Genomic DNA, 26,006 nt, shown 5'->3' with positions numbered 1-26,006 from the left:
TCCCGCACCAGCCGCCCCTCATCGGCGACCGCCGAGAACTGCTACTACCTACTTGAGGCCCTTGGCCCAGTCGTAGGTGGTCAGGTACGGGTCCGGTTCGATCGGCTTGCCGGAATCCCAGACGGTGTAGATCAGGCCGTCCGGGTGGATTTCGCCGATGCGGGCCGTCTTGGTGATGTGGTGGTTGTCGCCGTTGATGGTGACGGTGCCCTCGGGGGCGTCGAAAGTGACTCCGCCAGCGGACTTCTGGATGTCGGCGACCGCGAAGGACTTGGCCTTCTCGACCGTGTTCTTCCACAGGTAGACCGAGGTGTAGGCGGCCTCCATCGGGTCGGAGGTGGGCTTGTTCGCGCCGTAGGCGGCCTTGTAGGCGGCGACGAACGCCTTGTTCGCGGGGGAGTCGACGGTCTGGTAGTAGTTCCAGGCGGTCAGCTGGCCGGCCACGTTCTGCGGGCCGATACCGGCGACCTCCTCCTCGGCGATGGACACCGAGACCACCGGCATGTCAGCGGCTTTCAGGCCCGCGTTGGCGTATTCGCGGAAGAACGCCACATTGGAGTCGCCGTTGAGGGTGTTGAACACCGCGCCCGCCTTGGCATTGCGGACCTTGTTGACGATGGTGGAGAAATCCGTCGAGCCCAGCGGCGCGTAGTCCTCGCCCTTGATCTCGATGCCGTTGGCCTTGGCGTACGCCTTGATCTCGCGATTGGCGGTCTGCGGGAAGACGTAGTCGGAGCCCACCAGGTAGAGGGAGGTGATGCCCTTCTGCTTGAGGTAGTCCAGCGCCGGAATGATCTGCTGGTTGGTGGTGGCGCCGGTGTAGAAGATGTTCTTGGAATCCTCCAGGCCCTCGTACTGAACCGGGTAGTACAGCAGCGAATTCAGGGATTCGAACTTGGGCTTCATGGCCTTGCGGGACGCGGAGGTCCAGCCGCCGAACACCGCGGCGACGCAGTCGGAGCTGATCAGCTTCTCGGCCTTCTCGGCGAAGGTCTTCGGATCCGACGCACCGTCCTCGAGCACCACCTCGAGCTTCTTGCCCATGACGCCGCCCGCCGCGTTGATCTGATCCACCGCCAGCTTGGTGGCATTGGCGACGGTGACCTCACTGATGGCCATGGTGCCGGTCAGCGAGTGCAGGGATCCGATCTTGATGGTGTCCTTCGAGGTGTCCACGCAGGACTTGGCATTGGAACCCGAAGCGGTGTCGCTGTCACGCGAACCACAGCCCGCGATCATCACGGCGGACAGTGCCAGCGCGGTCGGGATGGTGATCGCCTTCATCAGGCGCCGATGTCGGGCCCGGCGGGGAGAATCGTGCATTGGGCGGATCCTTCTCACTAACGGTGTTCGGCGACGCCGCGTGCGCCGCTTGCGAATACCGCCGCGTATACAACGGCTGTATTCGTGGAACGAACCGTAAACGGGAAGTGTTGCGCCGGAATGACTCTCGATGAATGTCCGATTTCCCATGTTTCGGTGGCGTGAATTTCCGCTCACGGCAACGGGATACGACCGGCGGTCTCTCGGATCGTCGCAGATCAGGGTATGCAAAACGGCTCGAGCCGGTACCAGCGGAAGCTGGCACCGGCTCGAAAGCGATGGTGAGGTGGGGTTTACGGCAGCGATCAGTAGCAGTACGCCAGGTTGGTGTTCGGGGTGACGTAGCACGGCCGGGTGGTGCTCGGCGCGCCGGAGCCGCTGAGGCCGCCGAGCATCGCACCGCCCAGGATCCCGGCGGGTATCGCCATGAACCCGAAACCGAGGCTGATGACGGTGACCACGAGACCGAGGATGCCGCCGATGAGCGCGCCGGCCGCCGCGTTGGCGCTGCCGGTTTGGGCGGTGCCCGCCGCGACGGCGGTGGCGGTCGGGTGTGCGACCAGTGCGGCGCCGTCCTCAGCGATGCCGGGGTTCAGCGAGAGCACCTGGTCGGTGCCGTCGATGGTCACCGAGAGCGGCATCGTGGAAGTGACGATGCCGTTTCCGTCGAGGATGTTCACCGCGGTGTCGGTGAGCTGGAACGCGCCCCCGGTCAGGGTGGTGGTGACGGTGTGGTCCGCATCGGAACGAACCACGTCGTAATGGATGCCGTCCTGGTCTCCGGCCAGATGCGAAATGGCCTGCACATCCTGTGCGTTCGATTCCGGCGCCGCATACGATGTGCCCCCCGTGATAGCCATGGCGCCGATGGTGAGCGCAGCTGTGGCGATGATCTTTCTCATTTTCACAAGGCCATCTTCGGCCGCGGGTACGACATCTTTTACACCCCCGAATAGGTCACCGTATCGGTCGATGTGACCGGGACCGGTCTCACTGAATGACGTAGGGGGAGATGGAGCTTCGGTGTTCGCTGATGTCGAGGGATTTGCCGAGGGGTGGGAAGGCGCGTTGGGGGCAGGAGGCGCGTTCGCAGACTCGGCAGCCGGCGCCGATGGGGGTGGGTTTGGGGTCGTTGAGGTCCAGGCCGTCGGCGTAGACGGTGCGGCCGGCGTGGCGGAGTTCGCAGCCCAGGCCGATGGCGAAGATCTTGGAGGGCTCGCCGTAGCGGGTGGCGCGGCGTTCCACCGTGCGGGCCACCCAGAGGTATTTGCGGCCGTCGGGCATCTGGGCGATCTGCGTCATGATCTTGGCGGGGTAGGCGAAGGTCTCGTAGACATTCCACAGCGGGCAGGTGCCGCCGCTGGAGGAGAAGTGGAAACCGGTGGCGGACTGGCGTTTCGACATGTTTCCGGCCCGGTCCACGCGGACGAAGGAGAACGGGACGCCGCGCAGTTTCGGGCGTTGCAGGGTGGAGAGCCGGTGGCAGATGGTCTCGTAGCTCTGGGTGAAGAACGCCGACAGCCGCTCGATGTCGTAGCGGAAATCCTCGGCCACCTCGTGGAAATGCGCGTACGGCAGCACGGTGGCGGCCGCGAAATAGTTGGCCAGACCGAGTTTCGCCAGCACCCGGGATTCGTGGCTGGAGAAACCGCCCTCCTCCACCAGCTTCTCGATCAGGTCGCCGCATTCCAGGTAGGCCAGCTCCGCGGCCAGTTTGAACACGCGTTGCCCGCCGGAGAGATGCGGTGCGATCTCCAGGCGGCGCTGACCGGTGTCGAAACGGTGCAGCAGACCGTCGCCCAGGTCGATGCGCTCCACGATCTGCACGCCGTGCGCGTCGGCCAGGCGACGCGGGATCTCGCGCTTGAGATCACCGCCGTGGAAACGCATGCGATGCGTGAGTTCCTCTGCGGCGGTATCCAATTCGTGAATGTAGTTCTGGCGCTGATAGAAGTAGTCGCGGACTTCCTCGTGCGGCTTCGAGATGGCCCCGGAACCGCTGCCGTCCGCGAAACGGTCCTCGGTGGCCGCCGCCAGCTGCGCGGTGGTATTGCGGTAGCGGCGATGCATGTTCACCATGGCGCGCGCCAAACCCGGGTGCGCGGAAACCATTTCGGCGATCTCCTGCGCGTCGGCCTCCACCCCGAGCTCCTGATCCAGCACCACCTCCTGGAGTTCGGCGATCAGCCGGGTGTCGTCCTGGGAGGAGAAGAAACCCGCGTCCACCCCGAAGACTTCGCTGATGCGCAGCAGAACCGGTACGGTGAGCGGGCGTACGTCGTGCTCGATCTGATTGAGGTAGCTGGCCGAGATCTCCAGCTTCTTGGCCAGCGAGACCTGACTCAAACCGCGTTCGGTGCGCAGCTGACGCAGCCGTGCGCCGACATAGGTCTTGGCCATGTGACCGAGTCTATGGACGTTTTCGCACCGTTGCCAATGCCGAATTAGCAGGCGCGCTGAGCGATGGGTCACAACCGTTGTCGGTGGCGGCGGTTACCGTCGAACAGTGCTCTTGTCTGATGTGGTCGAGGCGTCGCGGAATGCGCGGGAGACCTCGTCGCGCAAGAACAAGATCAACTCCTTCGCCGGGCTGCTGAAACTCACCGCGCCCGACGAACTCGCGCAGGTGGTGGCCTGGCTCTCCGGTGAACTGCCGCAGGGCCGCATCGGCACCGGCTGGCGAACCCTCACCACCATGGAGGTGCCACCCGCCACCGCCGCCCGCCTGACCGTCGCCGAGGTGGACGACGCGTTCACCGCGCTCGCCGAGGTCAGCGGCACCGGCTCCACCGCCCGCCGCCGCGACCTGCTGACCGCGCTGTTCGTGGCCGCGACCCCCGCCGAACACGACTTCCTGCTGCGCCTGCTCACCGGCGAGATGCGCCAGGGCGCGCTCACCGCCATCGTCGCCGAGGCGGTCGCCGCCGCCTTCGACGTGCCGATCGCCGCGGTGCGCCGCGCCCACATGCTGTCGGGCCGACTACCGGTCACCGCGCTCGCCGCCCGCAGCGGCGGGGTCGAGGCGCTGGCCGCCTTCCGGCTCGAGGTCGGCCGCCCGATCCAGCCCATGCTGGCCTCACCCGGTGCCAGCCTCGAGGAGGCGCTGGGCGAATTCGACGGCGAGGCCAGCGTCGAGGTGAAGATGGACGGCGCGCGCATCCAGGTGCACCGCGACGGCGACGAGGTCAGGATCTTCACCCGGACCCTGCGCGACATCACCGGGAGCGTCCCCGAATTGGTCTCGCTGGCAAGGCGATTGGACTGTGTCAGTGTAGTGCTCGATGGAGAGACGTTGGCGCTCAACGATTCCGGGCGACCCCGGCCCTTCCAGGAGACCATGAGCCGCTTCGGCGCGGCCACCGCCCAGGAACTGCTGCTGCACCCGTACTTCTTCGACTGCCTGCACCTCGACGGTGTGGACCTGCTCGACGCCCCGCTGCGGGAACGCCGCGCCGCACTGGCCCGGGTCGCCCCCGGACTCAGCATCCCGGCCCTGGTCGCGCCCGACGCCGAGACGGCCGCCGAATACTTCGACGGTGCGCTGGCCGCCGGGCACGAGGGCATCATGGTCAAGGATCTGGACGCGCCCTACGCGGCGGGACGGCGCGGGCGCTCCTGGCTCAAGATCAAACCCACTCACACCCTCGATCTGGTGGTGCTGGGCGCGGAATGGGGATACGGCCGCCGCACCGGCTATCTGTCGAATCTGCATCTGGGCGCACGGGATCCGGAGGGCGGCGACCCGATCATGGTGGGCAAGACCTTCAAGGGCCTCACCGATGCGCTGCTGCAGTGGCAGACCGCCGAATTCCCGCGGCACGAGCGCAGTCGCGACGGCAATACCGTTTATCTGTTCCCGGAACTGGTGGTGGAGATCGCGCTCGACGGCGTCCAGACCAGCCCGCGCTACGACGGCGGTGTGGCACTGCGTTTCGCCCGGGTGGTCAGGTACCGGCCCGACAAGGAACCCGCCGACGCCGACACCATCGACACCGTGCGCGCCCTGCTGCCGCCCCAGAAATAGCTGGCAAAACAGACCGCCTCACAGGCGATTCACAGCGCAGTCCAGGTTCGCTCCGAGATTCGGGGATCAAGATTCAAGAGTCGAAACGTCGAGCCGGACGGTTGTCAGGTGACGGGACGCAGGAACTGCCACCGCATCTCCCACGCGGAATCCCTGCGAGCCCGTGCCGTCCAGCTCGAACTCGACGGTGGATTGCGCATGGTCCACCATTGTGGCCGGTGGCGCCTCGCCCCCTCGCCGGGCGCCGCCGGCCGCGGTCAATTCCTCAGCGCCTCTCGCTCAGCATTCCAATTCCCGATTGCCGGTCAAATTCGGCAGTCGGCGTCGGCCCGCGGCCAATTCACCCGCGAGATCCTCATAGGCGACGGCCAATTCGGTGAGCCGCTGCGCGGCATCCTGCATGGTGTCGTCGGGCGACATGGCCAGACTCAGATAGGCCAGGGCCGAGAACTGGGCCAGCCGGTCCACCACCGTCCCCACCGTCTCGGTGTGCAGATGCGCGTCACGCGCGGCCTTCGGCAGCTCCGCGGCCACCCAGCAGTCGATGTCGTGCACCAGCAGGGCCCGATCGTGATCGATGTTCCCGGTCGCGCCCAGCGCCGCCGTCAGTCTCCGCTCGTGCAGGTCCGCGAGTAATCCGGCGCAGCGCAGCACCGGATGATCGTCGGGTGGCAGACCGCGGCAGGCCTGCAGCAGCAGATGTTTCGGTGGGAGCGAATGCACGGCCGACATACTGCCCCGTGAATATCTCCGAATGGCAACGACATTCGACGTCACGACATTCGGTGCCACATAGCGGTGCAGGGGTTGCATCCGGTGCCGTCCCGTGTCGAGATGGTGGAGTGATCCTCACCGTGACGCTGAACCCCGCATACGACATGACCTATCGGGTTGAGCATTTCGAGCGGGGACGTGCCCAGCGGGTGCGGTCGGTCGACCAGCGCCTCGGCGGGCGCGGCATCAATGTCACCCGGGTGCTCAATCAGCTGGGGAAATACGCGCGCGCCACCGGTTTCGCCGACCACGCCTTCGCCGCGGCCGCCGAACTCGAGATGCCGGTCGACTTCGTGCACGCGCTGCCCTGGGTGCGGCGCACCGTGGTGATCAGCGAATCCGCCGACGGCACCGCCACCGCGCTGTGGGAACCCGGGCCGCGCCTGACCGAGCCGCATGCCGTCGACCAGCTGCGGGTAAGGGTCAACGGCATGCTCTCGGATATGAGCGGACTGGTCATCGCGGGCTCGCTGCCCGACGGGGTGAGCCCGGTGCTGCCCGCGGAACTCGCGCGCGCCGCGATCGCCGCCGGGGTGCCGACCATCTGCGACTTCGACGGTCCCGCACTGAAAGTCGCGGCCGGGGTGCCGGGCATCGTGCTGACCCCCAATACCGAGGAACTCGAACGGCTCACCGGACGTCCGGCGGGCACGGTCGCGGAAATCCTCGCCGCCGTGGATCCGCTGCTCGCCGACGGGGTGGCCGCGGTGGTCGTCACCCGCGGCGGAGCGGGCATGGTCGGGGTGACCGCCACCCGGGCCTGGTCGGCCGCGCTGCCGAAGCCGCTGGCCGGAAATCCCACCGGGGCGGGCGATGCCGCGGTGGCGGCGCTCATCGCGGGTCTGGCCGCTGCCGGGAACCCGGATTGGCCCGAGCTGCTCGCCGACGCGGTCGCGACTTCCGCTGCGGCCGTTGTCATTCCGGTTGCCGGGGAGATCGATCGGGTGCTGCGCGAGCGGCTGCTGCCCACGGTGCGGGTGCGGGAACTGGAGATCGTCGGCGCCCGCTCCTGACACGCCGAGCGGTAGCTGGTCCCGGACGCGGCGTGTCGAGCCCGCCCGGAGGGTGTGAAACATTCCTGCGCACCTGCTGTGAACTCGGTCCGGGGCGGCGTGGTGCGCGGATTCGGGGGCGCGGACCGGGTTAGGTTGGGGGAGTGTCGGACCTAGGGACTCAGCCCGATCGGGGGTCGGACGTGGACGACGGGTATCGAATGCCGCGCGCGGTGCGCGCGGCACAACTGCTCGCCCTCGGGCTGGCACTGCTGGGCATCGCGTGCACCGCGTCCTCGGGCTGGCTGCTCGGCACCCGGCCCGCCCTCGCCACCGCGATCCCGTTCGTCCCCGGCCTGCTGCTCGGGTTGGTCGCGCTCACCTTCAACTCCGAAGGCCAATCCGTGCGCATCGGCGCGATCCTCGTCGCCGCCATGAACATGCTGTGGACCGTCCCGTCCGTCACCGACGGCCGCCCGCCCGGACCGCTCGGGCCGATCGTCTCGCTCGCGGTGATCGTGCTGCTGTTCCGGCGCGAGGCCCGCGACTGGTTCGAACCCCAGGGCTGGTAACAAGTCCGTCATCCAGTCACGCGATTCGCAATCTGCGTGCAATTGCGGACACCTACCGTGACGGTATGAGTTCGGAAGTCGCCGCGGGAACAGGCATTCACATCAGCGGACTGAGCAAGACCTTCCGCACCGGGCGGCGCGTGGTGCCGGCGCTGGACGCCGTCGACCTGCACACCGCGCAGGGGGCGTTCCTGTCCCTGCTCGGGCCGTCCGGCTGCGGGAAATCCACCATTCTGCGCATCCTCGCCGATCTGGACACGCCCACCACCGGCACCGCGCTGATCAACGGCGAGACGCCCGCGGAACTGCGGCGACGGCACGAATTCGGGATCGCGTTCCAGGACTCCGCGCTGTTGCCCTGGCGCAGTGTGGAATCCAATATCAAACTGCCGCTGCAGGTCGCCGGACTGCCCGCCGACCCGAAACTCGTCGCGGACCTGATCGCGCTGGTCGGCCTCGACGGCTTCGAGAAGGCCAAACCGGCCCAGCTGTCCGGCGGTATGCGGCAACGGGTTTCGATCGCGCGTGCCCTGGTGGTCAAACCCCGCGTGCTGCTGCTGGACGAACCCTTCGGCGCCCTCGACGATATGACCCGGCAGCGACTCAACCTCGAACTGCTGCGCATCTGGACCGAGAAACCCGCCACCACACTGATGGTCACGCACGGCATCGCCGAGGCGGTGTTCCTCTCCGACGTGGTCGCGGTGATGAGTCCGCGGCCCGGGCGGGTGGTCGAGATGGTGACCATCGACCTGCCGCGGCCGCGCACCCCGGAGATGATGCGCAGCCCCGAATTCCACAAGCTGCACGACTACCTGTCCGAACTGCTCTTCGGGCGCGGCGGACAGGGCGGGGTGGTGGCGGAATGATGATTCGAGAACGCCTGGGGCTGAACCGGATCGGCGGCCTCGCCGGGATCGTGGCACTGGTGCTGCTGTGGACCGTGCTGGCCGAACTGCGGGTCGCGGGCGGGACCGTGCCGAGCCCCTGGAACGTGCTGCACACCATGTACAGCGACGGCTGGGCGCTCTACGGTCCCAACTTCCGGGTCACCGCCGCCGGTGCGCTACAGGGCTTCCTGTGGGGGAACCTGCTGGCCATCGCGCTCGCCGTGCTGGTGGTGCTGATTCCGCCGATCGAGATGCTGGTGACGCAGCTGGCCATCCTCAGCTACTGCACACCGCTGCTGGCGCTCGGGCCGATCATCCTGGTGGTGTTCGGCGGGCGCACCCCGACGGTGTTCCTGGCGGCCATGTATTGCTTCTTCACCACCATGGTCGGCACCGTGTCGGGGCTGCGGTCGGCCGATCGCACCAGCCTGGACCTGATCCGCGCCTACGGGGGCGGCAGATGGGAGCGGCTGCGGCGGGTGCAGTTGATCGCGGCGCTGCCGAACACGTTGGCGGCGTTGAAGATCGCCGCGCCCTCGGCGGTGCTGGGCGCGATCATCGGTGAGTATCTGGGCGGCGTCGACAGCGGGATCGGGGTCGCGCTGACGGCCGCGCAGACCTCCTACAACGTGCCGCGCACCTGGGGTATGGCGCTGGCCGCCGCTGCACTGGCCGGACTCGGGTACGCGATCGTGGCGCTGGTCGCGCGGGTCGCCGTGCCGTGGACGCGAGCGGAGGCGTGATGACCGATCGGACCATGGAAACGCGGCCCGGGGCGGCGACGCGGGTGCGCAACCTGCTGCGGCCGATCGGGAGATTCCTACTGCCGCTGGTGGTTTCGCTACTGCTGCTGGTAGCCCTGTGGTACGGCTTCCTGAAGCTGTACCCGCAGGTCGGACTGGTCGGCAAGAGCCCCGGCGACGTGTGGACCTACCTGGTGACCGGGCCGAGCGCGGACTCCGCGCGGCAGGTGATCTTCGCGGAAATGCGAATCACCCTGCGCGACGCCTTCATCGGATTCGGAGCCGGCATGGGCGCGGCGCTGGTCGTAGCCGCCCTGTTCATCGGAATACCCGCTGTCGCACAGGCTTTCATGCCGGTCGCGATGCTGCTGCGGTCGGTGCCGCTGGTCGCCATCACGCCGATCATCGTGCTGGTGTTCGGCCGCGGACTGTTCGGGGTCACCGTGATGGCCGCCATCGTGGTGTTCTTCCCGGCCCTTGTCATGATCATGACCGGATTGCGGTCCGCGCCCCGGCAGGCCACCGAACTGGTGCGGGCCTACGGCGGCTCGAACTGGACCGCCATGCGCATGGTGGCGATCCCGGCGGCGCTGCCCTCGGTGTTCGCGGCCGCGCGAGTCTCGGTGCCGGGCGCGTTGATCGGCGCGCTGCTCGGCGAATGGCTGGGCAGCGGAACCGGATTGGGGGCGGGCCTGATCCGCGCCATCCCCACTTTCCAGTACAACCGGTTGTGGGCGTCGATCGCGCTGGTCACCGTGGTGTCGGTAGTCGCCTACGCGGTGGTCGGCGTGGCCGAGAATCTGGTGCTCGCGCGATTCGCGCCGGAACGCGAACGGGACTGAGGCATTAGTTAACACGGCGCACACAAATACCTTCGCGAAAGAAAAGCGGTGGAAATCCGAACAACCTAGATTCGGCACATGAGTGGTATGTCCCGGCCGGTCGCGGCCACGCAAATGTCCCTGGGTCGGCGATCGTTCCTCCGCTACGCCGGCATCTCCGGTCTTGCGCTCGGCGCGACCGGGCTGGTCGCGGCGTGCGGCAGCAGTTCCTCCGGTTCCGGCAACGGCAGCACCGCCGACGGCTCGAAATACGGGACGGTCGCGGTGCAGCTGTCCTGGCTCAAGAACATCGAATTCGCGGGCGAGTATTTCGCCGACGCCAAGGGCTATTACAAGGACGCCGGATTCGGGTCGGTGAACCTGGTCGCGGGCGGCGCGGCCAGCACCTCGGTGGAGGCCGGGCTGGGCACCGGCAAGATCTGGATCGGCATGTCCGCGCCGCAGACCACCGCGCCCGCCGTACTGGAGGGGTTGAACGCCAAGATCGTCGGCACCACGTATCAGAAGAACCCGTTCTGCATCGTGAGCTCCGCGGCCAAACCGATCAAGACGCCGCAGGACATGAAGGGCCGCAAGATCGGCGTGCAGGACACCAACCAGCTGATCTTCAACGCGCTGCTGGCGGCCAACAACATGACACCCGCCGACGTCACCATCGTGCCCGCGCAATACGATCCGACCCCGCTGGCCAGCGGCGAGGTCGACGGCTGGGTCAGCTACGTCACCAACGAGCCGATCACCCTGAGCGCCAAGGGATTCGCCAACGCCAACTTCCTGTTCGCCGACTTCGGGCTGCCGCTGGTCGCCGAGACGCTGACCGTCAGTCAGAAGACCATCGACTCCGAACGCGACAAGCTCAAGGCGTTCCTGGTCGCCGAGATCAAGGGCTGGAAGGACGTGGTCGCGAATCCGGCCGAAGGCGCGCGGTTGGCCGTCGAGGTGTACGGCAAGGATCAGCGCCTCGACAAGGACGAGCAGACCAAGGAGGCCACCGCGCAGAACGGGCTGGTGGTGTCCGCCGACACTCAGGCCAACGGGCTGTTCACCATGACCGACGACCTGATCGCCAAGAACATCGCCGCACTGGGCAAGTCGAAGATCGACATCAAGGCCAGCCAGCTGTTCGACCTATCGGTGCTCAAAGAGGTTTACACCGAGCATCCGGAACTGAAGGGGTAGAAGCTGTTTCGCGGATCGGCGGCGGGTTCAGCGCACCAGCTGGACGTGCCGCCGCCCGGCGCTCGGCTTGGTCGACAGCGGCTCGGCGGACGCGCCGTTGCGCACCGCGAGCAGCTCGGCGGCGATCGCCACGGCCGTCTCGGCGGGCGTGCGCGCACCGACATCCAGACCGGCGGGGGAGTGCAGGCGGGAGAGGATCTCATCGTCGAAACCGCCCGCTTGCAGCGCCTCCAGCCGATGGCCGTGCGAAGCCGGGGTACCCAGGGCCGCCAGGTATCCCAGCTCGGGTAGTCGCAAAGCCACAGTGAGCAGCGGGATCTCGAACTTGGGGTCGTGCGACAGCACGATCAGCGCGGTGCTGCCGTCGATCTGGCCCGCCGACGACAACGTGTTCAGATAGCGGTGCGGCCAATCCACCACCACCTCGCAGCCCGGATAGGCGGCGGCATTGGCGAAGGTCGGACGGGCGTCGCAGATGGTGATCCGGTAGCCGAGCAGTTTGGCCTGGGTGGCCAGCGCGGACGCGAACATGTTGGCGCCCACCAGGATCAGATGCGGCGGCCGCGCGAACGAGGACACGAACACATCCGAATCCGGCAGCGACACCAGCTCGGTGCCGTGCTTGCGATCGGTGACCAGATGCTGGCCGATCACATCCGGATCCGAATGCCACACCACCGTGAACACGGTGACCTGCCGCTGCGCGACGATATCGGCCGCCACGTCCGGGAACTCGGGAAAATGCCGGTGCGAGAACGGTTCCGTGAAGACATCCAGGGTGCCGACGCAATCCATCTGGGCGTCCAGGCCGCTGCCCGGGCCGAAGCGGTGCAGACCGCGGCGACCGGTGCGCGCGGACTCCATCGCCGCCTCGTAGGCCGCCGCCTCCGCGCAACCCGCCGACACCGAACCGAACGCCCGCCCGTCCGCGTCGACCACCATGGCCGAACCCGCCGGAACCGCCGTAGCACCCTGGGAGCGAACGAGAGTGGCCAATCCGCCGGTCCGCCCGCTGTGCCACACCTGAAGAAGGTCGTCGACGATTTCCCGCATCACATGCTCCCGCTCACCGTGCGTTGTCCGCCGGGTAATCCCGATCGAGCCCCGTAGCGAGGTCATCGCACGTGACGCACACCATATCCGTTCGACGGCGTAAATAAGTGCCTGCCCCGGAATTTCCCCGAGCGCTCGCCGAAACTCCCGCCCAATGTTCACGCCCCAGTACCACCGGATGCCCCGGCATATCCCCGAAAACCGCACGCGCCAATCGGCTCTCGCTCACCCGCGCCGCCGCGATCACCCGGGACACCACGGCCCCACCCACATCCGGCGTATCTACCGGCATGATCGCCACGAATTCCGGCGGGCCCCCGAAACTCCCCGCGGCACCGTTCCGCGCGCCGGAATTCCGCGCGGCAACATTCCCCGATGGTTCTGTCCGTGCCGCAATGAAATGCTCCGGCGAAACCCGTTCGGCGGCAACCGGACTCGTCAGACCGTCGCGGTGCGCGCTCACCGAGGGGGTTGCGGCGGCGGCCAGTCCCGCGCGCGTGGAGGTGCTCAGACCCACCTCCCAGTCCGAAGCCCACACGGGCAGAACGCCTTCCGGCAAGGCGATGCCGGAGGTTTGCGACACCAGCCAGGAGCCGTCCGCCGCCCGATACGCGGGCCCGGTCGCACCCAGCACCACGAAGATCCGCGCACAGCCTCCGTCGCGCAGCGCGGCCACCGCCGTGCGCAGCCACGCACCACCCTCGGCCAGCACTTTCGGCATCCCGTAGCGGGTACCGGCACCGGCCGCGAGCAGGATGCCGTCGCAGCGTTCGGGGGTCACGCCGTGCAGGGTAGTCCCGGATGTCCGGGTCCGCTCGCCGAGCGGTCGCGGGTCGCCGCACCGCTTCCGGGCCGGGCACCCGGACGGCCGGTCAGGCGTCGAAACCGAGGCGGCGCAGATCCTCCCGGACCCGGTCGGGCAGCGGGATCGATTCGCGGCGACAGCGGGCAACGGCCTGTGCGAGCTCGACGCGCACCTGGTCGGCGAGTTTGATGCCCATGCCCTCGTAGAGGTGGAGGGCCTTGCAGAGCAGATCGCAGGGGCGCCAGTGCGGCCCGGACCGCAGGGCGATGCCGGCCAGCGCACGCAGGGCGTCGGCCTCGCCGTGCGGGTCCAGGGCGCGGCGGGTGATCTCCAGGGAGGCGGCGTAGAACTCCTGGGCGGCATCCAGATCACCGGCGTCGCGCTCGACATGGCCGAGACCACGCAGGGCGTCGGCCTGCAGCAGATGGTCGGCGGTCTCGATGCCGATGCGGTACGCGTCGTTCAAATACTCACGGGCGGTGAGGAAGCGGGACGACACCCGGAACATGCTGCCCAGACCCCACAGCGACCAGCCCTGGCTGTAGTGGTCACCGATGGCGCGGGCGATGACCAGCGCGTCCGCGTAGTACGCTCGGGCGCTGTCGTGGTCGCCGCTCACCCGCTCCATATGGCCGAGACCGCGCAGCGCGTCACCCTCGAACTTCTGGTTCGCGAGCTCACGCGCCAGCTCCAGCACCTCGAAGTAGGCGACCCGGGCGCGCTCGTAATCGCCTATGTGCCTGGTGACTTCGGCGAAACCCCACAGCGAGGCCGCCCGGCGGCGGATGTCACCGAGCAGCGTCGCGATGGAATGCGCCTCGGCGAAACATGCCGCCGACACGTCGTAGCCGCACGCCCGGCGATGCACCGTGCCCAGCTCGAACAGGATGTCGCAGGCCGTCGACGGATCATCGGCGCTGCGCGCGATATCCAAGGCGCGCAACAACAACCAGCGGGCATCCGACCAGTGGCCGAGCTCCGACAGATAGGTGCCCAGCAGCCGCGCCAGCTCACCGGTGTCCGGCTCGGAACCCGTCACCCGCACACAGCCCAGCAGTAGTTCGCGCTCCCGCTGCAGCCATTCGCGGGCCCGCTCCGCCGCACCCGTCGGATCCGGGATCGGCGCCGCCGGGAAACTGCCCGCCACCTCGTAGGGGCGCTGCGCACCCGCCTGCCGCGCCACCCCCAGACAGTGCCGGACCAGGCGGCCCACCGCCGCGGTGTGCTCGCTCGGCAGGTCCTCGGTGTCGGCCTTCACCCGCGCGAAAAGCTTTGTCACATCATGGATCCGGTAGCGCTGGCCGCTCGGCCCGCTCTCCGCCGGATCCAGCAGACCCACCTCGAACACTTGCCGGATCAGGCCGTACGCCTGCGCCTTCGGCACCCCCGCCATCGGCGCCAGGGTCTCCGCGGTGATCTCGGTGCCGGGGAACCAGCCCAGCAATCGCACCGATCGCCGCAGCGCCGGATCAGGCAGCCGCTGATACGACAGCTCGAACGCCGCCCGCAGCGTCTCGCCCTCGGCGGAGAAACGATCCAGGGCCCGCTCCAGCAGCGAATCCTCCGGCTCCCGGCTCGGACCCTCCCGCAACCGATCCGCCAACTCGGTGAAATCCGCGGCCGCCGCACCCAGCAGATCCGCACCCTGATAGGCGATCTGCCCGGCGATCAAACGGATCGCCAGGGGCAGCCCGCCCGCGGCCCGCAACACCTCACGGGCGGCGGCCACGTCGTAATCCGGTGGCAGATGGCCCAATTCGACCAGCAACTGCTCCGCCTCCGCGGGCACCATCGGCTCCAGCTGCAACGGCATCGCACCGGTCAGGCCGGTCAGATTGTGGCGGCTGGTGATCAGCACGAAGCAGTCCCGCGACTCCGGCAGCAGCGGGCGCACCTGCTTGGAGTCCAGGGCGTTGTCGAGCACCAGCAGCACCCGCCTGTCCCGCATCTCACGCCGCCAGCGCGCCGAGCGGCGTTCGGTATCGGTCTCGATGGTCTCCGGTGGCACCCCGATCTTCAACAGCATCTGCTCCAGCACCCCCGCCGTGGTGCGCGGCGGGCGGCCGTCGGTGTGCCCGTGCAGGTTCTCCCAGATCACCTGATCCGGGAAGCGATCGCGGAACGCCTCCACCAGCCAGCGGGCCAGCGCCGTCTTGCCCATGCCCGCCAGGCCGTTGAGCACGTGCACGGTCGGACCGCGCCGGGACAGATGCGCGTCCACCCGATCCCGCAGCAGCCGCTGCTGTTCGGCGCGACCCACGAAAGGCACCAGGCCACTGGGGAATCCGGAATCCGCAGCGGGCAGCGCGGTGGTGCGCAGGGCCACCTCGGCGCGGAACGCCGCGACGTCCGCGCTCGGCATCTGCGCCAGATCCGCGGTGTCCACCAGCCGATCCCAGCTGGTGCGATACAGCGCCGCCAGGGTCTTGAGCACCTCCAGCGTCGGGCGCGGATGCGCGCGGCCCGCACCGCGCGGCCCCGGCCACGACTCGTATTCGGAGATCCGCGCGGCCTTCATCGGCGCCGACGGCTTTCCCGTGCGCTGATTGAACCGATCGGCCACCTGCTGCTGGGTGAATTCGTTCGCCAGCCGCCACGCCTTGCGCGGGCGGCAGCCCCGATGCCGCAATTCCGCGGCCAACGGCTCCAGCATCTCGTTCTCGCGCAAGCCGATTCCGAGTAGAATCCGGCGCAGTTCCTTGCGCGCGTCCGCCCCGTAGATCTCGGATTCGCCATTCTGTGACATCGTGCGCCTCCCCCATGCGGCGGCCGCCACGAAACCGCCCCCCACCGCTGTGAATATTTCCTTGGTACTGCGCGAATCCGGCCAGGTCAAGGACGGCGGGCAATGCCAAGAATTCGCGAAAAGCCGTGGGATCGAACGCGGCTCGCATTGTCGCGACCATTGATCTACCGAACAGGAACGGACACGGGGGACGGGTCCGCGTCGCAGTAAGGACGGATCAATGGCTGTTTTCGATCACCAATGGCTCATCACCAGTGATGAGGTGCACGAGGTCGCATTCCGGGTCGATGTGCCCGAAGATCACCGCGGCCGCTGGTTGCTGTCGTATCTGCCCACCGACCGCCGCCTGAACCGGGAGCAGGCAATGGCCGGAATGGTGCTGGCCGAAATGATCCTCATCGGATTGCTCCGGCCCGGCGGCGAATTCGACGGCGAGATCGCCGCCCTGCACGCGGGCATGCTGGGGCTCACCGTCACCGACGCCATGTGCCTGCTCGCGCTGCGCGACAGCGTCGGCGAGCTCGACGAGGACGTTCGCGATCGGAATCGGCTCGGGGAGCGGGTGATCTGATGATCGTCGACATCGGCGGCTTCGCCTTCTTCCTGGCGCTGCCGCGACGCTGCCACCCCGGTGTCTTCGCCGTGGCCTTCGGCGCGGTGCTGGCCTTCGCCGTCCTGGTGATGCTGGTGGTCTCGACCAGCTGCGGAGACCACGTCAGCACCGATCCGGGTCCGGCCATCGGCTCGACGCCGCTGACCACCGTCTGCGCGCCGTTCTGCATCGCGGCCACGACCACCGCCGAACTGCCACTGACCGGCTGAGGGGATCGGTCGGGGGAAGGTTCGGCGGAACGGGAGCGGGACCCGCACCAACCGGTGCGGGTCCCGCTTTTCCGTGTGAGTTCCACTGTCCGGCAGGGGAATTCGATGCTATCCGGATCAGAGCAGGGCCAGCGCGGCCAGCAGGCCGGAGAGGGCGACCACCTGGAGGGCGACCCGGGCATTGAGGACGCTGTCCCACTTGTCCTGCAGGGCACGGGCATTCGCGGGGATGACGCCGGACTGCGCGGCGGCGGTCTGGGCGGTGTTCACCGGCTTGGCGACCTTGACGTAGATGCCGAGCCAGCAGAGCAGGGCGGCCAGCGCGATACCGGCGGCCACGGCCGCCGCGGTCTGCCCGGCGACGGCGGCGACCACGGTGGTCAGCAGCGCGGTGATGACGCCGCCCGCACCGAAGATCGGCATCCGGCGGTCGCCGTAGTAGTGGCCCCAGCCCGCGCTGACGGTGACGGTGGCGTCGTCGAGGCGGCGGTACACCGAGCGGGTGATGAGGGCGACGGACCAGTCGGTGCCGTAGACGACGGCATTGGCGAGGACGGCGACCGCGGCGAGGATCTGACCGGTGACGATGAGCATGGGGAGTGCCTCTTCCTACTGATATCTAGCGGCGCTAGGAACTGAAGCAACGATAACAGCAGCCCGGCTAGTTTGTCTAGCGGTGCTAGAAACTCGACCCGGCGAGACCGATTGGTCTGATTTGTGGACCCCCGTGGTATGTCTCACAAGTACCAAGATCACAATGATCTGTGAAGGTGCTCACATCGGGACGGCCGTCGGCGCGTCATGCACCAGTGGCCGTCGTCACGCAAACAGTACGGGCGTTATGCAAAACTGCATGTCAGGGCTACTGGCAAGTAGATTCCGCCGCTGCTATTCACAAGCAAATTTTGCAGCATTAGCAAAATGCTGGTGAAAGCTAGCGTGGATTCACACTTGCAACAGGTAGACGGGACTTTTGTCCTGTGCCATCGTGTGGAAGTACACCTCGCGGGCCTAGCAAGTCTGCAAATTGCCGCTCCAGCAGTGGTCGGACATCGAAGACGGAAACGTCGCGAGAGTCCGCCCCGCGGGGCTACCGAGACCGAACGAAGAAGTGGAGCCAGAGATGTCGAAGGTCGGCACCCCGAAGACCGCTGCGGAACTCCAGCAGGATTGGGACACCAACCCCCGCTGGAAGGGCGTCACCCGCAACTACACGGCCGATCAGGTCGTCAAGCTGCAGGGCACCGTCGTCGAGGAGGCCACCCTCGCTCGCCGCGGCTCGGAGATCCTCTGGGATCTCGTCAACAACGAGGACTACATCAACTCGCTGGGCGCCCTCACCGGCAACCAGGCCGTGCAGCAGGTTCGCGCCGGCCTGAAGGCCATCTACCTGTCCGGTTGGCAGGTCGCCGGTGACGCCAACCTGTCCGGCCACACCTACCCGGACCAGTCGCTGTACCCGGCCAACTCGGTTCCGGCCGTGGTCCGCCGCATCAACAACGCGCTGCTGCGCGCCGACGAGATCGCCAAGGTCGAGGGTGACACCTCGGTCGCCAACTGGCTGGCCCCGATCGTCGCCGACGCCGAAGCCGGCTTCGGTGGCGCCCTGAACGCCTACGAGCTGCAGAAGGCCATGATCGTGGCCGGCGCCGCGGGCGTGCACTGGGAAGACCAGCTGGCCTCGGAGAAGAAGTGCGGCCACCTCGGTGGCAAGGTGCTGATCCCCACCCAGCAGCACATCCGCACCCTGACCTCCGCGCGTCTGGCCTCCGACGTCGCCGGCGTGCCGTCGGTGATCATCGCCCGTACCGACGCCGAAGCCGCCACCCTCATCACCTCCGATGTGGACGAGCGCGACCAGGAGTTCCTGGACGGCACCCGCACCGCCGAGGGCTTCTTCGGTACCCGCAACGGCATCGACCCGTGCATCGCGCGTGCCAAGGCCTACGCCCCCTACGCCGACCTCATCTGGATGGAGACCGGCGTGCCGGACCTCGAGGTCGCGCGCAAGTTCGCCGAGTCGGTTCGCAGCGAGTTCCCGGACCAGCTGCTGGCCTACAACTGCTCGCCTTCGTTCAACTGGAAGGCGCACCTGGACGACGCGACCATCGCGAAGTTCCAGCGTGAGCTCGGCGCCATGGGCTTCAAGTTCCAGTTCATCACCCTGGCCGGCTTCCACTCGCTCAACTACGGCATGTTCGACCTGGCCTACGGCTACGCCCGCGAGGGCATGACCGCCTTCGTCGACCTGCAGGAGCGCGAGTTCAAGGCCGCCGCCGAGCGTGGCTTCACCGCCGTCAAGCACCAGCGTGAGGTCGGCGCCGGTTACTTCGACACCATCGCCACCACCGTCGACCCCAACACCAGCACCGCTGCGCTGAAGGGTTCCACCGAAGAGGGCCAGTTCCACTGAGATCGGGACTCCGGTTCTGCTGAAACCCGCGGTCACCCTGCGTGACAACAGGTTTCGAGAACTTCACCCGGCGCGGCAGTCGCATCACAACCTCCGCCGCACCGGAACCCGGAACCCGCCGGGAGGGATGGCAAGCCCCTCCCGGCGGTGTTCACCCGCCCTTCCCGTCGACAGCCCCGACGGGGAGGGCATTTCCCTATAACTTCAAACGTGAAGACCTTACGAAGGCGCAGGGTCGTTAAGTGAGTACGACGCCTTCATCACAGCTACAACGGCCTACTGGCGACGTTCGATGCGAGACAACTGATTTCGTGACGGTGGGGGTAACTCACCGGGTACGACCAAAATCGGTTCGGCACTCGACGTAAGTCCGGATGCAGAAGTGGCAACGGTATTTAGTCCCCCGCAAAAGTTGCGGGGAGGCGGAACGGAGCGGGACGTGAGCGAAAAGATTCAGCGCGTTGGAATTATCGGCGCCGGTCAGATGGGCGCGGGTATCGCAGAGGTCTGCGCTCGGGCGCACGTCGATGTGCTCGTGTTCGAACAGACCCGTGAACTGGCTGCTGCGGGGCGCTCGCGCATCCTGCGGTCCCTCGACCGTGGCGTGTCCAGCGGCAAGATCACCGAGCGGGAGCGGGAGCAGACCGCCTGGCGGCTGCGCTTCACCAGCGACCTCGGTGACTTCGCCGATCGTCAGCTGGTCGTCGAGGCCGTGGTCGAGAACGAAGATGTGAAGACCGCCATCTTCGCCGAACTCGACAAGGTCGTCACCGACCCGAACGCGGTGCTGGCCTCCAACACCTCCTCCATCCCGATCATGAAGATCGCCGTCGCCACCACTCTCCCCGAGCGCGTGGTCGGCCTGCACTTCTTCAACCCGGTGCCGGTGCTGCCGCTCGTCGAGCTGGTCACCACGCTCAAGACCACCGAAACCGTCACCAAGCGCGCCGAACAGTTCGCCGCCGACATCCTCGGCAAGCAGGTCGTGCGCTCCGCCGACCGCTCCGGCTTCGTCGTCAACGCGCTGCTGGTGCCGTACCTGCTCTCGGCCATCCGCATGGTCGAATCCGGTTTCGCCACCAAGGAAGACGTCGACAAGGCCATGGTGCTGGGCTGCGCCCACCCGATGGGCCCGCTGGCGCTGACCGACCTGGTCGGCCTCGACACCGTCAAGTCCATCGCCGACTCCATGTACGACGAGTTCAAGGAGCCGCTGTACTCCGCGCCGCCGCTGCTGTCGCGCATGGTCGAAGCCGGTCTGCTGGGCAAGAAGGCCGGTGCGGGCTTCTACCAGTACAGCTCCCCCGCCTCTCCGCGTATTTAGCGGGCGGCAGAGAGCCGTTGGCGGCGGGCAACCCGTGCCGGCGGTTGGGTGCCGAATCAACTTTGGACGTACCCGACGAGTTACCCCGACCGTTGCGAAATCAGTTGCCGCGTTCGGAATCGACAACTTGTCGGGTGCGGCCAGGGCGCTTGTCAACTGCGCCTGCGTTATTTACCCAAGGTGCGCGTTGCCGGGCATGTGGCGGCGTCTACCTCTATCGGGCATAAGCTGCAAACAGGTCGAGCGGGACCGGCAGCTCGGAAGGAGTGTCCTTTCATGGTCAACGTCACCGATGGTTTCGGATCCAGCATCCTGGGATATCCGCGGGTCGGAGAACACCGGCAACTCAAGCGTGCTTTGGAGTCGTACTGGCACGGCACGCTCTCCCATGACGAACTCCTCGCGGTCGGCCGCGAGATCCAGGAGAGCCAGTACCTGGAACTGGCCGCCACCGGGTTGACGCAGGTCCCCGGCAATACCTTCTCCTTCTACGACCACATCCTCGACAACGCGCTGCTGTTCGGCGCGGTCCCCAAGCGGTTCGAAGCCGAGCGAGCGGGCACCGACCCCCTGGACTTCTACTTCCTGATGGCTCGCGGCCGTCCCGACCTGCCGCCGCTCGAGCTGGTCAAACTGCTCAACACCCCGTACCACTACCGGCAGCCAGAACTCGAGGCCGACACCGAATTCACGCTGCACCCCGAGGCGCTGCTCGACGAATTCGATCGCGCCAAGGCCGCGGGCATCGAACTGCGCCCGGTCGTGCTCGGCCCGCTGTCGCTGCTGCTGCTGTCCAAGACCGGACACGTGCCCGGCGAAACCGAATTCGACAAGCTGGTGCTGCTCGACAAGCTGCTACCGGTGTACGAGGAACTCTTCGAGGTGCTCGCCAAGCGCGGCGCCACCTGTGTGCAGCTCGACGAGCCCTGCTTCACCAGCGACCGCTCGCCGTCCACCATGGAGCTGTTCGAGAAGACCTACGCGACCCTGTCCAAGGCCCCGCTGCGCCCGCGCATGCTGGTCACCGGACAGTACGGCGACTTCGGCGAGGCCATCGAAATCCTGTGCCGCACTTCGGTGGAGGCCATCGGACTCGACCTGGCCAGCCACCGCGCCCGGCCCGAGGACCTCGCGAAGATCCCCGGCATCCGGCGCAAACGGCTCTACGCGGGCGTCATCAGCGGCACCAATGTGTGGCGCGCCGATCGGCACTTCACCCTCGAATACCTCAATGCTCTCGCCCAGGTCTGCCCCGACATGGTGGTGTCCACCGGCTCGTCGCTGCTGCACGTGCCCTACGACCTGCTCGTCGAACACGAGCTGGAAGCCAATGTCGCCGACCGCCTCGCCTTCGCCAAACAGAAGGTGCTGGAAGTGGTTTCGCTGGCCAAGGCGCTCACCGAGGGACCCTCGGACAACTGGCGCAAGCGCCCCACTTCCGTGCACTTCAAGCAGAAGCACGCGGTGCGGCAGCGGGTGTACTCGGTGACCCCGCAGATGCGCGAGCGCGAACCCTACGAGACGCGCAAGATCGCGCAGCAGGCCGCGCTGCCGCTGCCGCTGGTGCCCGCCACCACGCTGGGCTCGTTCCCGCAGAGCTCCGCCGCCCGGCAGGCCCGCCACGATCTCGTCGAGGGCAAGCTGTCCTTCGAGGACTACCGCAAGCGCATCGAAGCCGAGATCGAGGGCACCATCCGGCTGCAGGAGGACATCGGCCTCGACGTGCTCGTGCACGGTGAACACGAGCGCAACGACATGATCCAGTTCTTCGCCGAACAGCTCGACGGCTTCGCCTCCACTCTGTTCGGCTGGGTGCAGGTGTACGGATCCCGTTGTGTGCGACCGCCGATCGTGTACGGCGACGTGGCCCGGCCCGCCGCCATGTCGGTGGAATGGACCGCCTACGCGCAGTCGCTCACCGACAAGCCGGTCAAGGGCATGGTCACCGGACCGGTCACCATGCTGGCGCGTTCCTTCGTGCGCCAGGACCAGCCGCTCTACGAGACCGCCGACCAGGTGGCGCTGGCCATTCGCGACGAGGTGGTGGATCTGGAGAAGGCGGGCATCGCCATCATCCAGGTCGACGAGCCGTCCATCCGGGAACTACTGCCGCTGCGCAAGAAGGGGCAGGCCGAATACCTGCGCTGGGCGGTCGGGGCGTTCAAGCTGGCCACCTCCGGGGTCAAGCCGGAAACCCAGATCCACACGCACATCGGCTATTCCAGCCGCGGTGACGTGGTCGCCGCCATCGAGGAACTCGACGCCGACGTCACCGCCATCGTCGCCACCCGCTCCATCGAATGGGTGCTGGAAGCGTTGAAGGAGGACTGCGCCGAGGGGCGCGGCCTCACCCACGGTGTCGGCCCGGGTGTGTACGAGAGCCGTTCGGCGCGCATCCCCGACATCGACGAACTCGACGAATTGCTCACCGCCGCAGCCGAAGCCCTCACCCCGGAGCGGCTGTGGGCCAACCCGGACGGTGGTTTGAAGACCCGTCACCACTGGCAGCTCGACCCCTCGCTGCGCAACCTGGTCGCCGCCGCGCGCCGGGTGCGCCGCCGGGCCGAGGCCGCGGGGGAGTAGTCCGGAGCGTTTCGCCTTCGCACGGTGCGGCGGCACGGGATCAGTGAATCCTGTGCCGCCGCACCGTTTTTGTTCATGCGTTGGCGGCTTCTGGAGTGTCCGCCGTCACGAATCCGTCACGAAGCGCGAAATACCCTTCGGAACACAGCGTTTCGAGAAAGGAAGCGGTCATGGACCCGACAGGCAAGAGCGATCAGCCGACGGACGATCCCCAGACGGACAAGCCGTACGACGATTCGTACAAGAACAAGTCCGACCAGCAGTCGGAGGATCCGGCCTGGAAGACCGGGCCGTAGGCGCCCGCTCCGATGAGTAGAGCCGAGATGTCGGTGGGTCCCGCTACGGTGAGCGCGTGAACCGCACGGATCGGCTCTACGCGATCGTCGAGGAACTGCGGGCGATATCTCCGCGCCTGCGCACCGCGCGCGACCTGGCCGCCCGCCACGGCGTCAGCGTCCGGACGGTGGAGCGTGATATCAGCGCGCTCCAGCAGTCGGGTGTCCCGATCTACGCCGATGTCGGGCGGCGCGGTGGCTATGCGCTCGAGAAGAGCATGTCGCTGCCGCCGTTGAACTTCACCGCGGCCGAGGCGGTGGCGCTGGCCGTCGCGATCGCCCGCGGCGGCGACGGACCGTTCGCGCAGGCGGGGCAGAGCGCGCTGCGCAAGATCCTGGCCGCCATGTCGGCCCAGAGTGCCGACGCGGCACGGCAACTCGCGGACCGGGTGCGCATTCTGGAAGGGCCCGAGGACATCGCGCCCATCCCCATCCCACCCGAGGTCGAGCAGGCGGTGCTGGCGCGTCGCGTGCTGCGCCTGGACTACCTCGACAGATCGGGGACCTACAGCACCCGCGAGGTGGAACCCGTCGCGCTGCTGCACGGCAGCAACGGCTGGTATCTGCTGGCCTGGTGCCTGCTGCGCGACGAACCACGCAACTTCCGGCTGGATCGGATCAAGGCCATCGAACTCACCGACCGGGTCGGGACGGAGCGGACCATCGAGATGTGCCGTCCGGCCGAACCGGTGCACGAGGTCCGGATGATCTCGCTCGGATAGGTCCGGAAACACCGACAGGGGGTTGTCGCCGGAGCGGGAGATCGTAGTGAGGCAAGGGAAACCACGAGCCTCAGGGAGATCACGATGACCGCACCCGCCTTCAACACCGTCGCCTGGTTCCAGATCGCCAGCGACCAGCCCGACCGCGCCAAGGAGTTCTACGGATCGCTGTTCGGCTGGAACTTCGTCCCGGACCCGAACGGCGCCGGCCGCTACGACCTGATCACCTACCCGGGCAGCGAGATCCCGGCCGGCGGTGTCGGCCACACCGACGACGAATCCGAGAACCACGCCATCTTCTTCGTCCTGGTGCCGGATGTCGCCGCCACCGTCGCGGCCGCCGAAGCGGCGGGCGGCAAGGTGGAGATTCCAGCCACCACCTCGCCCAACGGCCTGGTGTTCGCGCAGCTGGTCGACGTGTCCGGCAACAGCTTCGGCGTCTTCACCCCGGCCCCGCGGTAACTCACGGCGGCAGTGGCCCTGCGGGACAACGGTTTTTACCGATCACGGCACGGGTTAGCCTGAATCGACGTTGATTCCAGGCAGGAGTGTGGACCGTGGGAATGTTCGACCAGTTCAAAGAGGCGGCGGGCAAGGCGGCGGAGCTGGCCGGCCAGCACGCCGACAAGCTGGAACCGTTGATCGAGAAGGCCGGTGACCTGGTCGACGAGAAGACCGAGGGCAAGTTCGCCGGACAGGTCGACAAGGTCCAGGAGGCGGCCCGCAAGGCGCTGCACGAGCAGGCCGGACAGTAGTGGCGCGGGGCGTCGCCGTCATCGTGGACGGCGATGCCCCTGTCCCGCAATCGATTACATGGTGGCCGTGTCGATGACGAAGCGGTAGCGCACATCGCTGGCGATCACCCGGTCGTAGGCCTCGCCGATGCGATCGGCCGAGATCACCTCGATCTCCGCGCCGATCCCGTGCACCGCACAGAAATCCAGCATCTCCTGGGTCTGCGGGATGCCGCCGATCATCGACCCGGACAGTGAACGCCGGAACCCGGCCAGGCTGGAAGCCCTGATGGAATAAGGGTTTTCGGGCAGGCCCAGCAGCACCAGGGTGCCGTCCAGGCGCAGCAGCCTGAGGTAGTTCTCGATCGGCAGATCCGCCGACACCGTGTTGATGATCAGGTCGAAAGAACCGCGCAGCTTCTTGAAGGTGTCGCGGTCACCGGTCGCGTAGTAGTGCGCCGCGCCGAACCGCGCGCCGTCCTCCTGCTTGGACAGCGAATGGCTCAGCACGGTGACCTCCGCGCCCATCGCCGCCGCGATCTTCACGCCCACATGCCCGAGCCCGCCCATGCCGATGATGGCGACTTTCTTGCCCGGCCCGGCATTCCAGTGCCGCAGCGGCGAGAACAGGGTGATGCCCGCGCACAGCAGCGGCGCGGCCGCGTCCAGCCCGATGCCCTCCGGAATCGCGAGCACGAAACCCTCGGTCACCACGACCTGCGTCGAGTAGCCGCCGAGCGTATTGCCGCCCGCCTGCTGGGTTTCCGGCACCGCGCTGTTGTAGGTCCAGACGATCCCGTTGAGGCAGTACTGCTGCTCACCGGCCAGGCACGGCTCGCAGTGACCGCAGGAATCGACCATGCAGCCCACGCCGACCCGATCGCCGACCTGATGCCGGGTCACCTCCGATCCGACCGCGGCGACCAGACCGGCGATCTCGTGGCCGGGCACGCACGGGTAGGCGGTGCCGCGCCATTCGTTGCGGGCGGTGTGGATGTCGGAGTGGCAGATTCCCGCGTACTTCACGTCGATCAGCACATCGTGCGGGCCGAGTTCGCGGCGCTCGATGGCGACCTTCTCGAACGGCCCGTCGGGCGCGGATACGGCATAGGCGGCAGCGGTGCTCATGC

Annotated in this window: 25 protein-coding genes; 16 read left to right on the top strand and 9 right to left on the bottom strand. The window is 67.4% G+C overall.

The window, feature by feature from the left end:
• Positions 1-48 precede the first annotated feature (48 nt).
• From urtA to ramB, 3 genes are all read right to left on the bottom strand, one after another.
• Complete coding sequence (gene urtA, locus OG300_RS29500) at positions 49-1,284, bottom strand: urea ABC transporter substrate-binding protein (protein WP_405498726.1); 1,236 nt, start codon at positions 1,282-1,284, stop codon at positions 49-51.
• 344 nt (positions 1,285-1,628) lie between these two features.
• Positions 1,629-2,183 (bottom strand): hypothetical protein, encoded by a 555-nt coding sequence (locus tag OG300_RS29495; protein WP_405486524.1) that lies wholly within the window; start codon positions 2,181-2,183, stop codon positions 1,629-1,631.
• A gap of 130 nt (positions 2,184-2,313) precedes the next feature.
• Positions 2,314-3,723: an acetate metabolism transcriptional regulator RamB gene (ramB, locus tag OG300_RS29490; protein WP_405486522.1), complete on the bottom strand. Its 1,410-nt coding sequence runs from the start codon at positions 3,721-3,723 to the stop codon at positions 2,314-2,316.
• 106 nt (positions 3,724-3,829) lie between these two features.
• Here ramB and OG300_RS29485 point away from each other — a divergent pair, with 106 nt between their 5' ends.
• Positions 3,830-5,347: an ATP-dependent DNA ligase gene (locus tag OG300_RS29485; protein WP_405486520.1), complete on the top strand. Its 1,518-nt coding sequence runs from the start codon at positions 3,830-3,832 to the stop codon at positions 5,345-5,347.
• Positions 5,348-5,626: 279 nt separating this feature from the next.
• Here the strand turns inward: OG300_RS29485 and OG300_RS29480 are convergent, their stop codons facing one another.
• Positions 5,627-6,070: a DUF4254 domain-containing protein gene (locus OG300_RS29480; RefSeq protein ID WP_405486518.1), complete on the bottom strand. Its 444-nt coding sequence runs from the start codon at positions 6,068-6,070 to the stop codon at positions 5,627-5,629.
• 131 nt (positions 6,071-6,201) lie between these two features.
• On the opposite strand from OG300_RS29480, the gene OG300_RS29475 reads away from it, so the two are divergent.
• The 6 genes from OG300_RS29475 (at position 6,202) to OG300_RS29450 (ending at position 11,339) form a co-directional block, all read left to right on the top strand.
• Positions 6,202-7,134 carry a hexose kinase gene (locus tag OG300_RS29475; RefSeq protein WP_405486516.1) on the top strand — a complete coding sequence of 311 codons (933 nt, stop codon included), beginning with the start codon at positions 6,202-6,204 and terminating at the stop codon, positions 7,132-7,134.
• A 143-nt stretch (positions 7,135-7,277) separates the two neighbouring features.
• Positions 7,278-7,685, top strand: a complete 408-nt coding sequence (locus OG300_RS29470; RefSeq protein WP_405486514.1) for a hypothetical protein — start codon at positions 7,278-7,280, stop codon at positions 7,683-7,685.
• Between the two features lie 65 nt (positions 7,686-7,750).
• Positions 7,751-8,554, top strand: a complete 804-nt coding sequence (locus OG300_RS29465) for an ABC transporter ATP-binding protein (RefSeq protein WP_405486512.1) — start codon at positions 7,751-7,753, stop codon at positions 8,552-8,554.
• Positions 8,551-9,318 carry an ABC transporter permease gene (locus OG300_RS29460; protein WP_405486510.1) on the top strand — a complete coding sequence of 256 codons (768 nt, stop codon included), beginning with the start codon at positions 8,551-8,553 and terminating at the stop codon, positions 9,316-9,318. Before OG300_RS29465 ends, OG300_RS29460 begins: the two co-directional genes overlap by 4 nt.
• A complete protein-coding gene (locus OG300_RS29455) occupies positions 9,318-10,160 on the top strand; it encodes an ABC transporter permease (RefSeq protein ID WP_405486508.1) in 843 nt (280 codons plus the stop codon). Before OG300_RS29460 ends, OG300_RS29455 begins: the two co-directional genes overlap by 1 nt.
• Positions 10,161-10,247: 87 nt before the next feature.
• Positions 10,248-11,339 (top strand): ABC transporter substrate-binding protein, encoded by a 1,092-nt coding sequence (locus tag OG300_RS29450; RefSeq protein WP_405498725.1) that lies wholly within the window; start codon positions 10,248-10,250, stop codon positions 11,337-11,339.
• Between the two features lie 27 nt (positions 11,340-11,366).
• Here OG300_RS29450 and OG300_RS29445 read toward each other — a convergent pair whose 3' ends face one another.
• From OG300_RS29445 to OG300_RS29435, 3 genes are all read right to left on the bottom strand, one after another.
• Positions 11,367-12,392 carry an XdhC family protein gene (locus tag OG300_RS29445; protein WP_405486506.1) on the bottom strand — a complete coding sequence of 342 codons (1,026 nt, stop codon included), beginning with the start codon at positions 12,390-12,392 and terminating at the stop codon, positions 11,367-11,369.
• Positions 12,393-12,405: 13 nt separating this feature from the next.
• Positions 12,406-13,173 carry an NTP transferase domain-containing protein gene (locus OG300_RS29440; protein ID WP_405486504.1) on the bottom strand — a complete coding sequence of 256 codons (768 nt, stop codon included), beginning with the start codon at positions 13,171-13,173 and terminating at the stop codon, positions 12,406-12,408.
• Between the two features lie 91 nt (positions 13,174-13,264).
• Positions 13,265-15,943 carry a tetratricopeptide repeat protein gene (locus OG300_RS29435; protein ID WP_405486502.1) on the bottom strand — a complete coding sequence of 893 codons (2,679 nt, stop codon included), beginning with the start codon at positions 15,941-15,943 and terminating at the stop codon, positions 13,265-13,267.
• A 220-nt stretch (positions 15,944-16,163) separates the two neighbouring features.
• Between OG300_RS29435 and OG300_RS29430 the strand changes: the two genes are divergently transcribed.
• Positions 16,164-16,514, top strand: coding sequence for a hypothetical protein (locus tag OG300_RS29430; RefSeq protein WP_405486500.1), 351 nt, complete (start codon positions 16,164-16,166; stop codon positions 16,512-16,514).
• Positions 16,514-16,765, top strand: coding sequence for a hypothetical protein (locus OG300_RS29425; protein ID WP_405486498.1), 252 nt, complete (start codon positions 16,514-16,516; stop codon positions 16,763-16,765). The genes OG300_RS29430 and OG300_RS29425 overlap by 1 nt, the downstream gene beginning before the upstream one ends.
• Positions 16,766-16,882: 117 nt before the next feature.
• On the opposite strand, the gene OG300_RS29420 is transcribed toward OG300_RS29425, so the two are convergent.
• Complete coding sequence (locus OG300_RS29420; RefSeq protein WP_405486496.1) at positions 16,883-17,359, bottom strand: DUF1772 domain-containing protein; 477 nt, start codon at positions 17,357-17,359, stop codon at positions 16,883-16,885.
• A 529-nt stretch (positions 17,360-17,888) separates the two neighbouring features.
• Between OG300_RS29420 and aceA the strand changes: the two genes are divergently transcribed.
• The 7 genes from aceA to OG300_RS29385 all read left to right on the top strand — a co-directional run bounded on the left by aceA (position 17,889) and on the right by OG300_RS29385 (position 24,897).
• Complete coding sequence (gene aceA / locus OG300_RS29415) at positions 17,889-19,178, top strand: isocitrate lyase (protein ID WP_405486494.1); 1,290 nt, start codon at positions 17,889-17,891, stop codon at positions 19,176-19,178.
• 439 nt (positions 19,179-19,617) lie between these two features.
• Positions 19,618-20,502 carry a 3-hydroxybutyryl-CoA dehydrogenase gene (locus OG300_RS29410; protein WP_405486492.1) on the top strand — a complete coding sequence of 295 codons (885 nt, stop codon included), beginning with the start codon at positions 19,618-19,620 and terminating at the stop codon, positions 20,500-20,502.
• A 276-nt stretch (positions 20,503-20,778) separates the two neighbouring features.
• A complete protein-coding gene (metE, locus tag OG300_RS29405; RefSeq protein ID WP_405486490.1) occupies positions 20,779-23,085 on the top strand; it encodes a 5-methyltetrahydropteroyltriglutamate--homocysteine S-methyltransferase in 2,307 nt (768 codons plus the stop codon).
• A gap of 170 nt (positions 23,086-23,255) precedes the next feature.
• Positions 23,256-23,381: a hypothetical protein gene (locus OG300_RS29400; RefSeq protein WP_405486488.1), complete on the top strand. Its 126-nt coding sequence runs from the start codon at positions 23,256-23,258 to the stop codon at positions 23,379-23,381.
• Positions 23,382-23,437: 56 nt separating this feature from the next.
• The gene (locus tag OG300_RS29395) at positions 23,438-24,142 is read left to right on the top strand and encodes a helix-turn-helix transcriptional regulator (protein ID WP_405486486.1); all 705 of its coding nucleotides are present in this window, start codon (positions 23,438-23,440) and stop codon (positions 24,140-24,142) included.
• 84 nt (positions 24,143-24,226) lie between these two features.
• Positions 24,227-24,604, top strand: a complete 378-nt coding sequence (locus OG300_RS29390; protein WP_405486484.1) for a VOC family protein — start codon at positions 24,227-24,229, stop codon at positions 24,602-24,604.
• Between the two features lie 101 nt (positions 24,605-24,705).
• Positions 24,706-24,897 (top strand): antitoxin, encoded by a 192-nt coding sequence (locus tag OG300_RS29385; protein WP_405498724.1) that lies wholly within the window; start codon positions 24,706-24,708, stop codon positions 24,895-24,897.
• A 54-nt stretch (positions 24,898-24,951) separates the two neighbouring features.
• On the opposite strand, the gene OG300_RS29380 is transcribed toward OG300_RS29385, so the two are convergent.
• Entirely contained in the window at positions 24,952-26,004 is a 1,053-nt protein-coding gene (locus tag OG300_RS29380; protein ID WP_405486482.1) for an NAD(P)-dependent alcohol dehydrogenase, read from the bottom strand.
• Between the last annotated feature and the right edge of the window lie 2 nt (positions 26,005-26,006).

Source organism: Nocardia sp. NBC_00511 (assembly GCF_045161165.1).
Lineage (GTDB): Bacteria > Actinomycetota > Actinomycetes > Mycobacteriales > Mycobacteriaceae > Nocardia.
This window is presented reverse-complemented; position numbering and strand designations above follow the sequence as displayed.

Bases quoted from the DNA above. Each gene is read 5' to 3' on its own strand.
- OG300_RS29425 (WP_405486498.1), top strand. From the start codon at position 16,514: ATGATCGTCGACATCGGCGGCTTCGCCTTCTTCCTGGCGCTGCCGCGA.
- OG300_RS29435 (WP_405486502.1), bottom strand. From the start codon at position 15,943: ATGTCACAGAATGGCGAATCCGAGATCTACGGGGCGGACGCGCGCAAG.
- OG300_RS29445 (WP_405486506.1), bottom strand. From the start codon at position 12,392: ATGCGGGAAATCGTCGACGACCTTCTTCAGGTGTGGCACAGCGGGCGG.
- OG300_RS29390 (WP_405486484.1), top strand. From the start codon at position 24,227: ATGACCGCACCCGCCTTCAACACCGTCGCCTGGTTCCAGATCGCCAGC.
- metE (WP_405486490.1), top strand. From the start codon at position 20,779: ATGGTCAACGTCACCGATGGTTTCGGATCCAGCATCCTGGGATATCCG.
- aceA (WP_405486494.1), top strand. From the start codon at position 17,889: ATGTCGAAGGTCGGCACCCCGAAGACCGCTGCGGAACTCCAGCAGGAT.
- urtA (WP_405498726.1), bottom strand. From the start codon at position 1,284: ATGAAGGCGATCACCATCCCGACCGCGCTGGCACTGTCCGCCGTGATG.
- OG300_RS29455 (WP_405486508.1), top strand. From the start codon at position 9,318: ATGACCGATCGGACCATGGAAACGCGGCCCGGGGCGGCGACGCGGGTG.
- OG300_RS29420 (WP_405486496.1), bottom strand. From the start codon at position 17,359: ATGCTCATCGTCACCGGTCAGATCCTCGCCGCGGTCGCCGTCCTCGCC.
- OG300_RS29495 (WP_405486524.1), bottom strand. From the start codon at position 2,183: ATGGCTATCACGGGGGGCACATCGTATGCGGCGCCGGAATCGAACGCA.
- OG300_RS29385 (WP_405498724.1), top strand. From the start codon at position 24,706: ATGTTCGACCAGTTCAAAGAGGCGGCGGGCAAGGCGGCGGAGCTGGCC.
- OG300_RS29400 (WP_405486488.1), top strand. From the start codon at position 23,256: ATGGACCCGACAGGCAAGAGCGATCAGCCGACGGACGATCCCCAGACG.
- OG300_RS29465 (WP_405486512.1), top strand. From the start codon at position 7,751: ATGAGTTCGGAAGTCGCCGCGGGAACAGGCATTCACATCAGCGGACTG.
- OG300_RS29450 (WP_405498725.1), top strand. From the start codon at position 10,248: ATGTCCCGGCCGGTCGCGGCCACGCAAATGTCCCTGGGTCGGCGATCG.
- ramB (WP_405486522.1), bottom strand. From the start codon at position 3,723: ATGGCCAAGACCTATGTCGGCGCACGGCTGCGTCAGCTGCGCACCGAA.
- OG300_RS29430 (WP_405486500.1), top strand. From the start codon at position 16,164: ATGGCTGTTTTCGATCACCAATGGCTCATCACCAGTGATGAGGTGCAC.
- OG300_RS29380 (WP_405486482.1), bottom strand. From the start codon at position 26,004: ATGAGCACCGCTGCCGCCTATGCCGTATCCGCGCCCGACGGGCCGTTC.
- OG300_RS29460 (WP_405486510.1), top strand. From the start codon at position 8,551: ATGATGATTCGAGAACGCCTGGGGCTGAACCGGATCGGCGGCCTCGCC.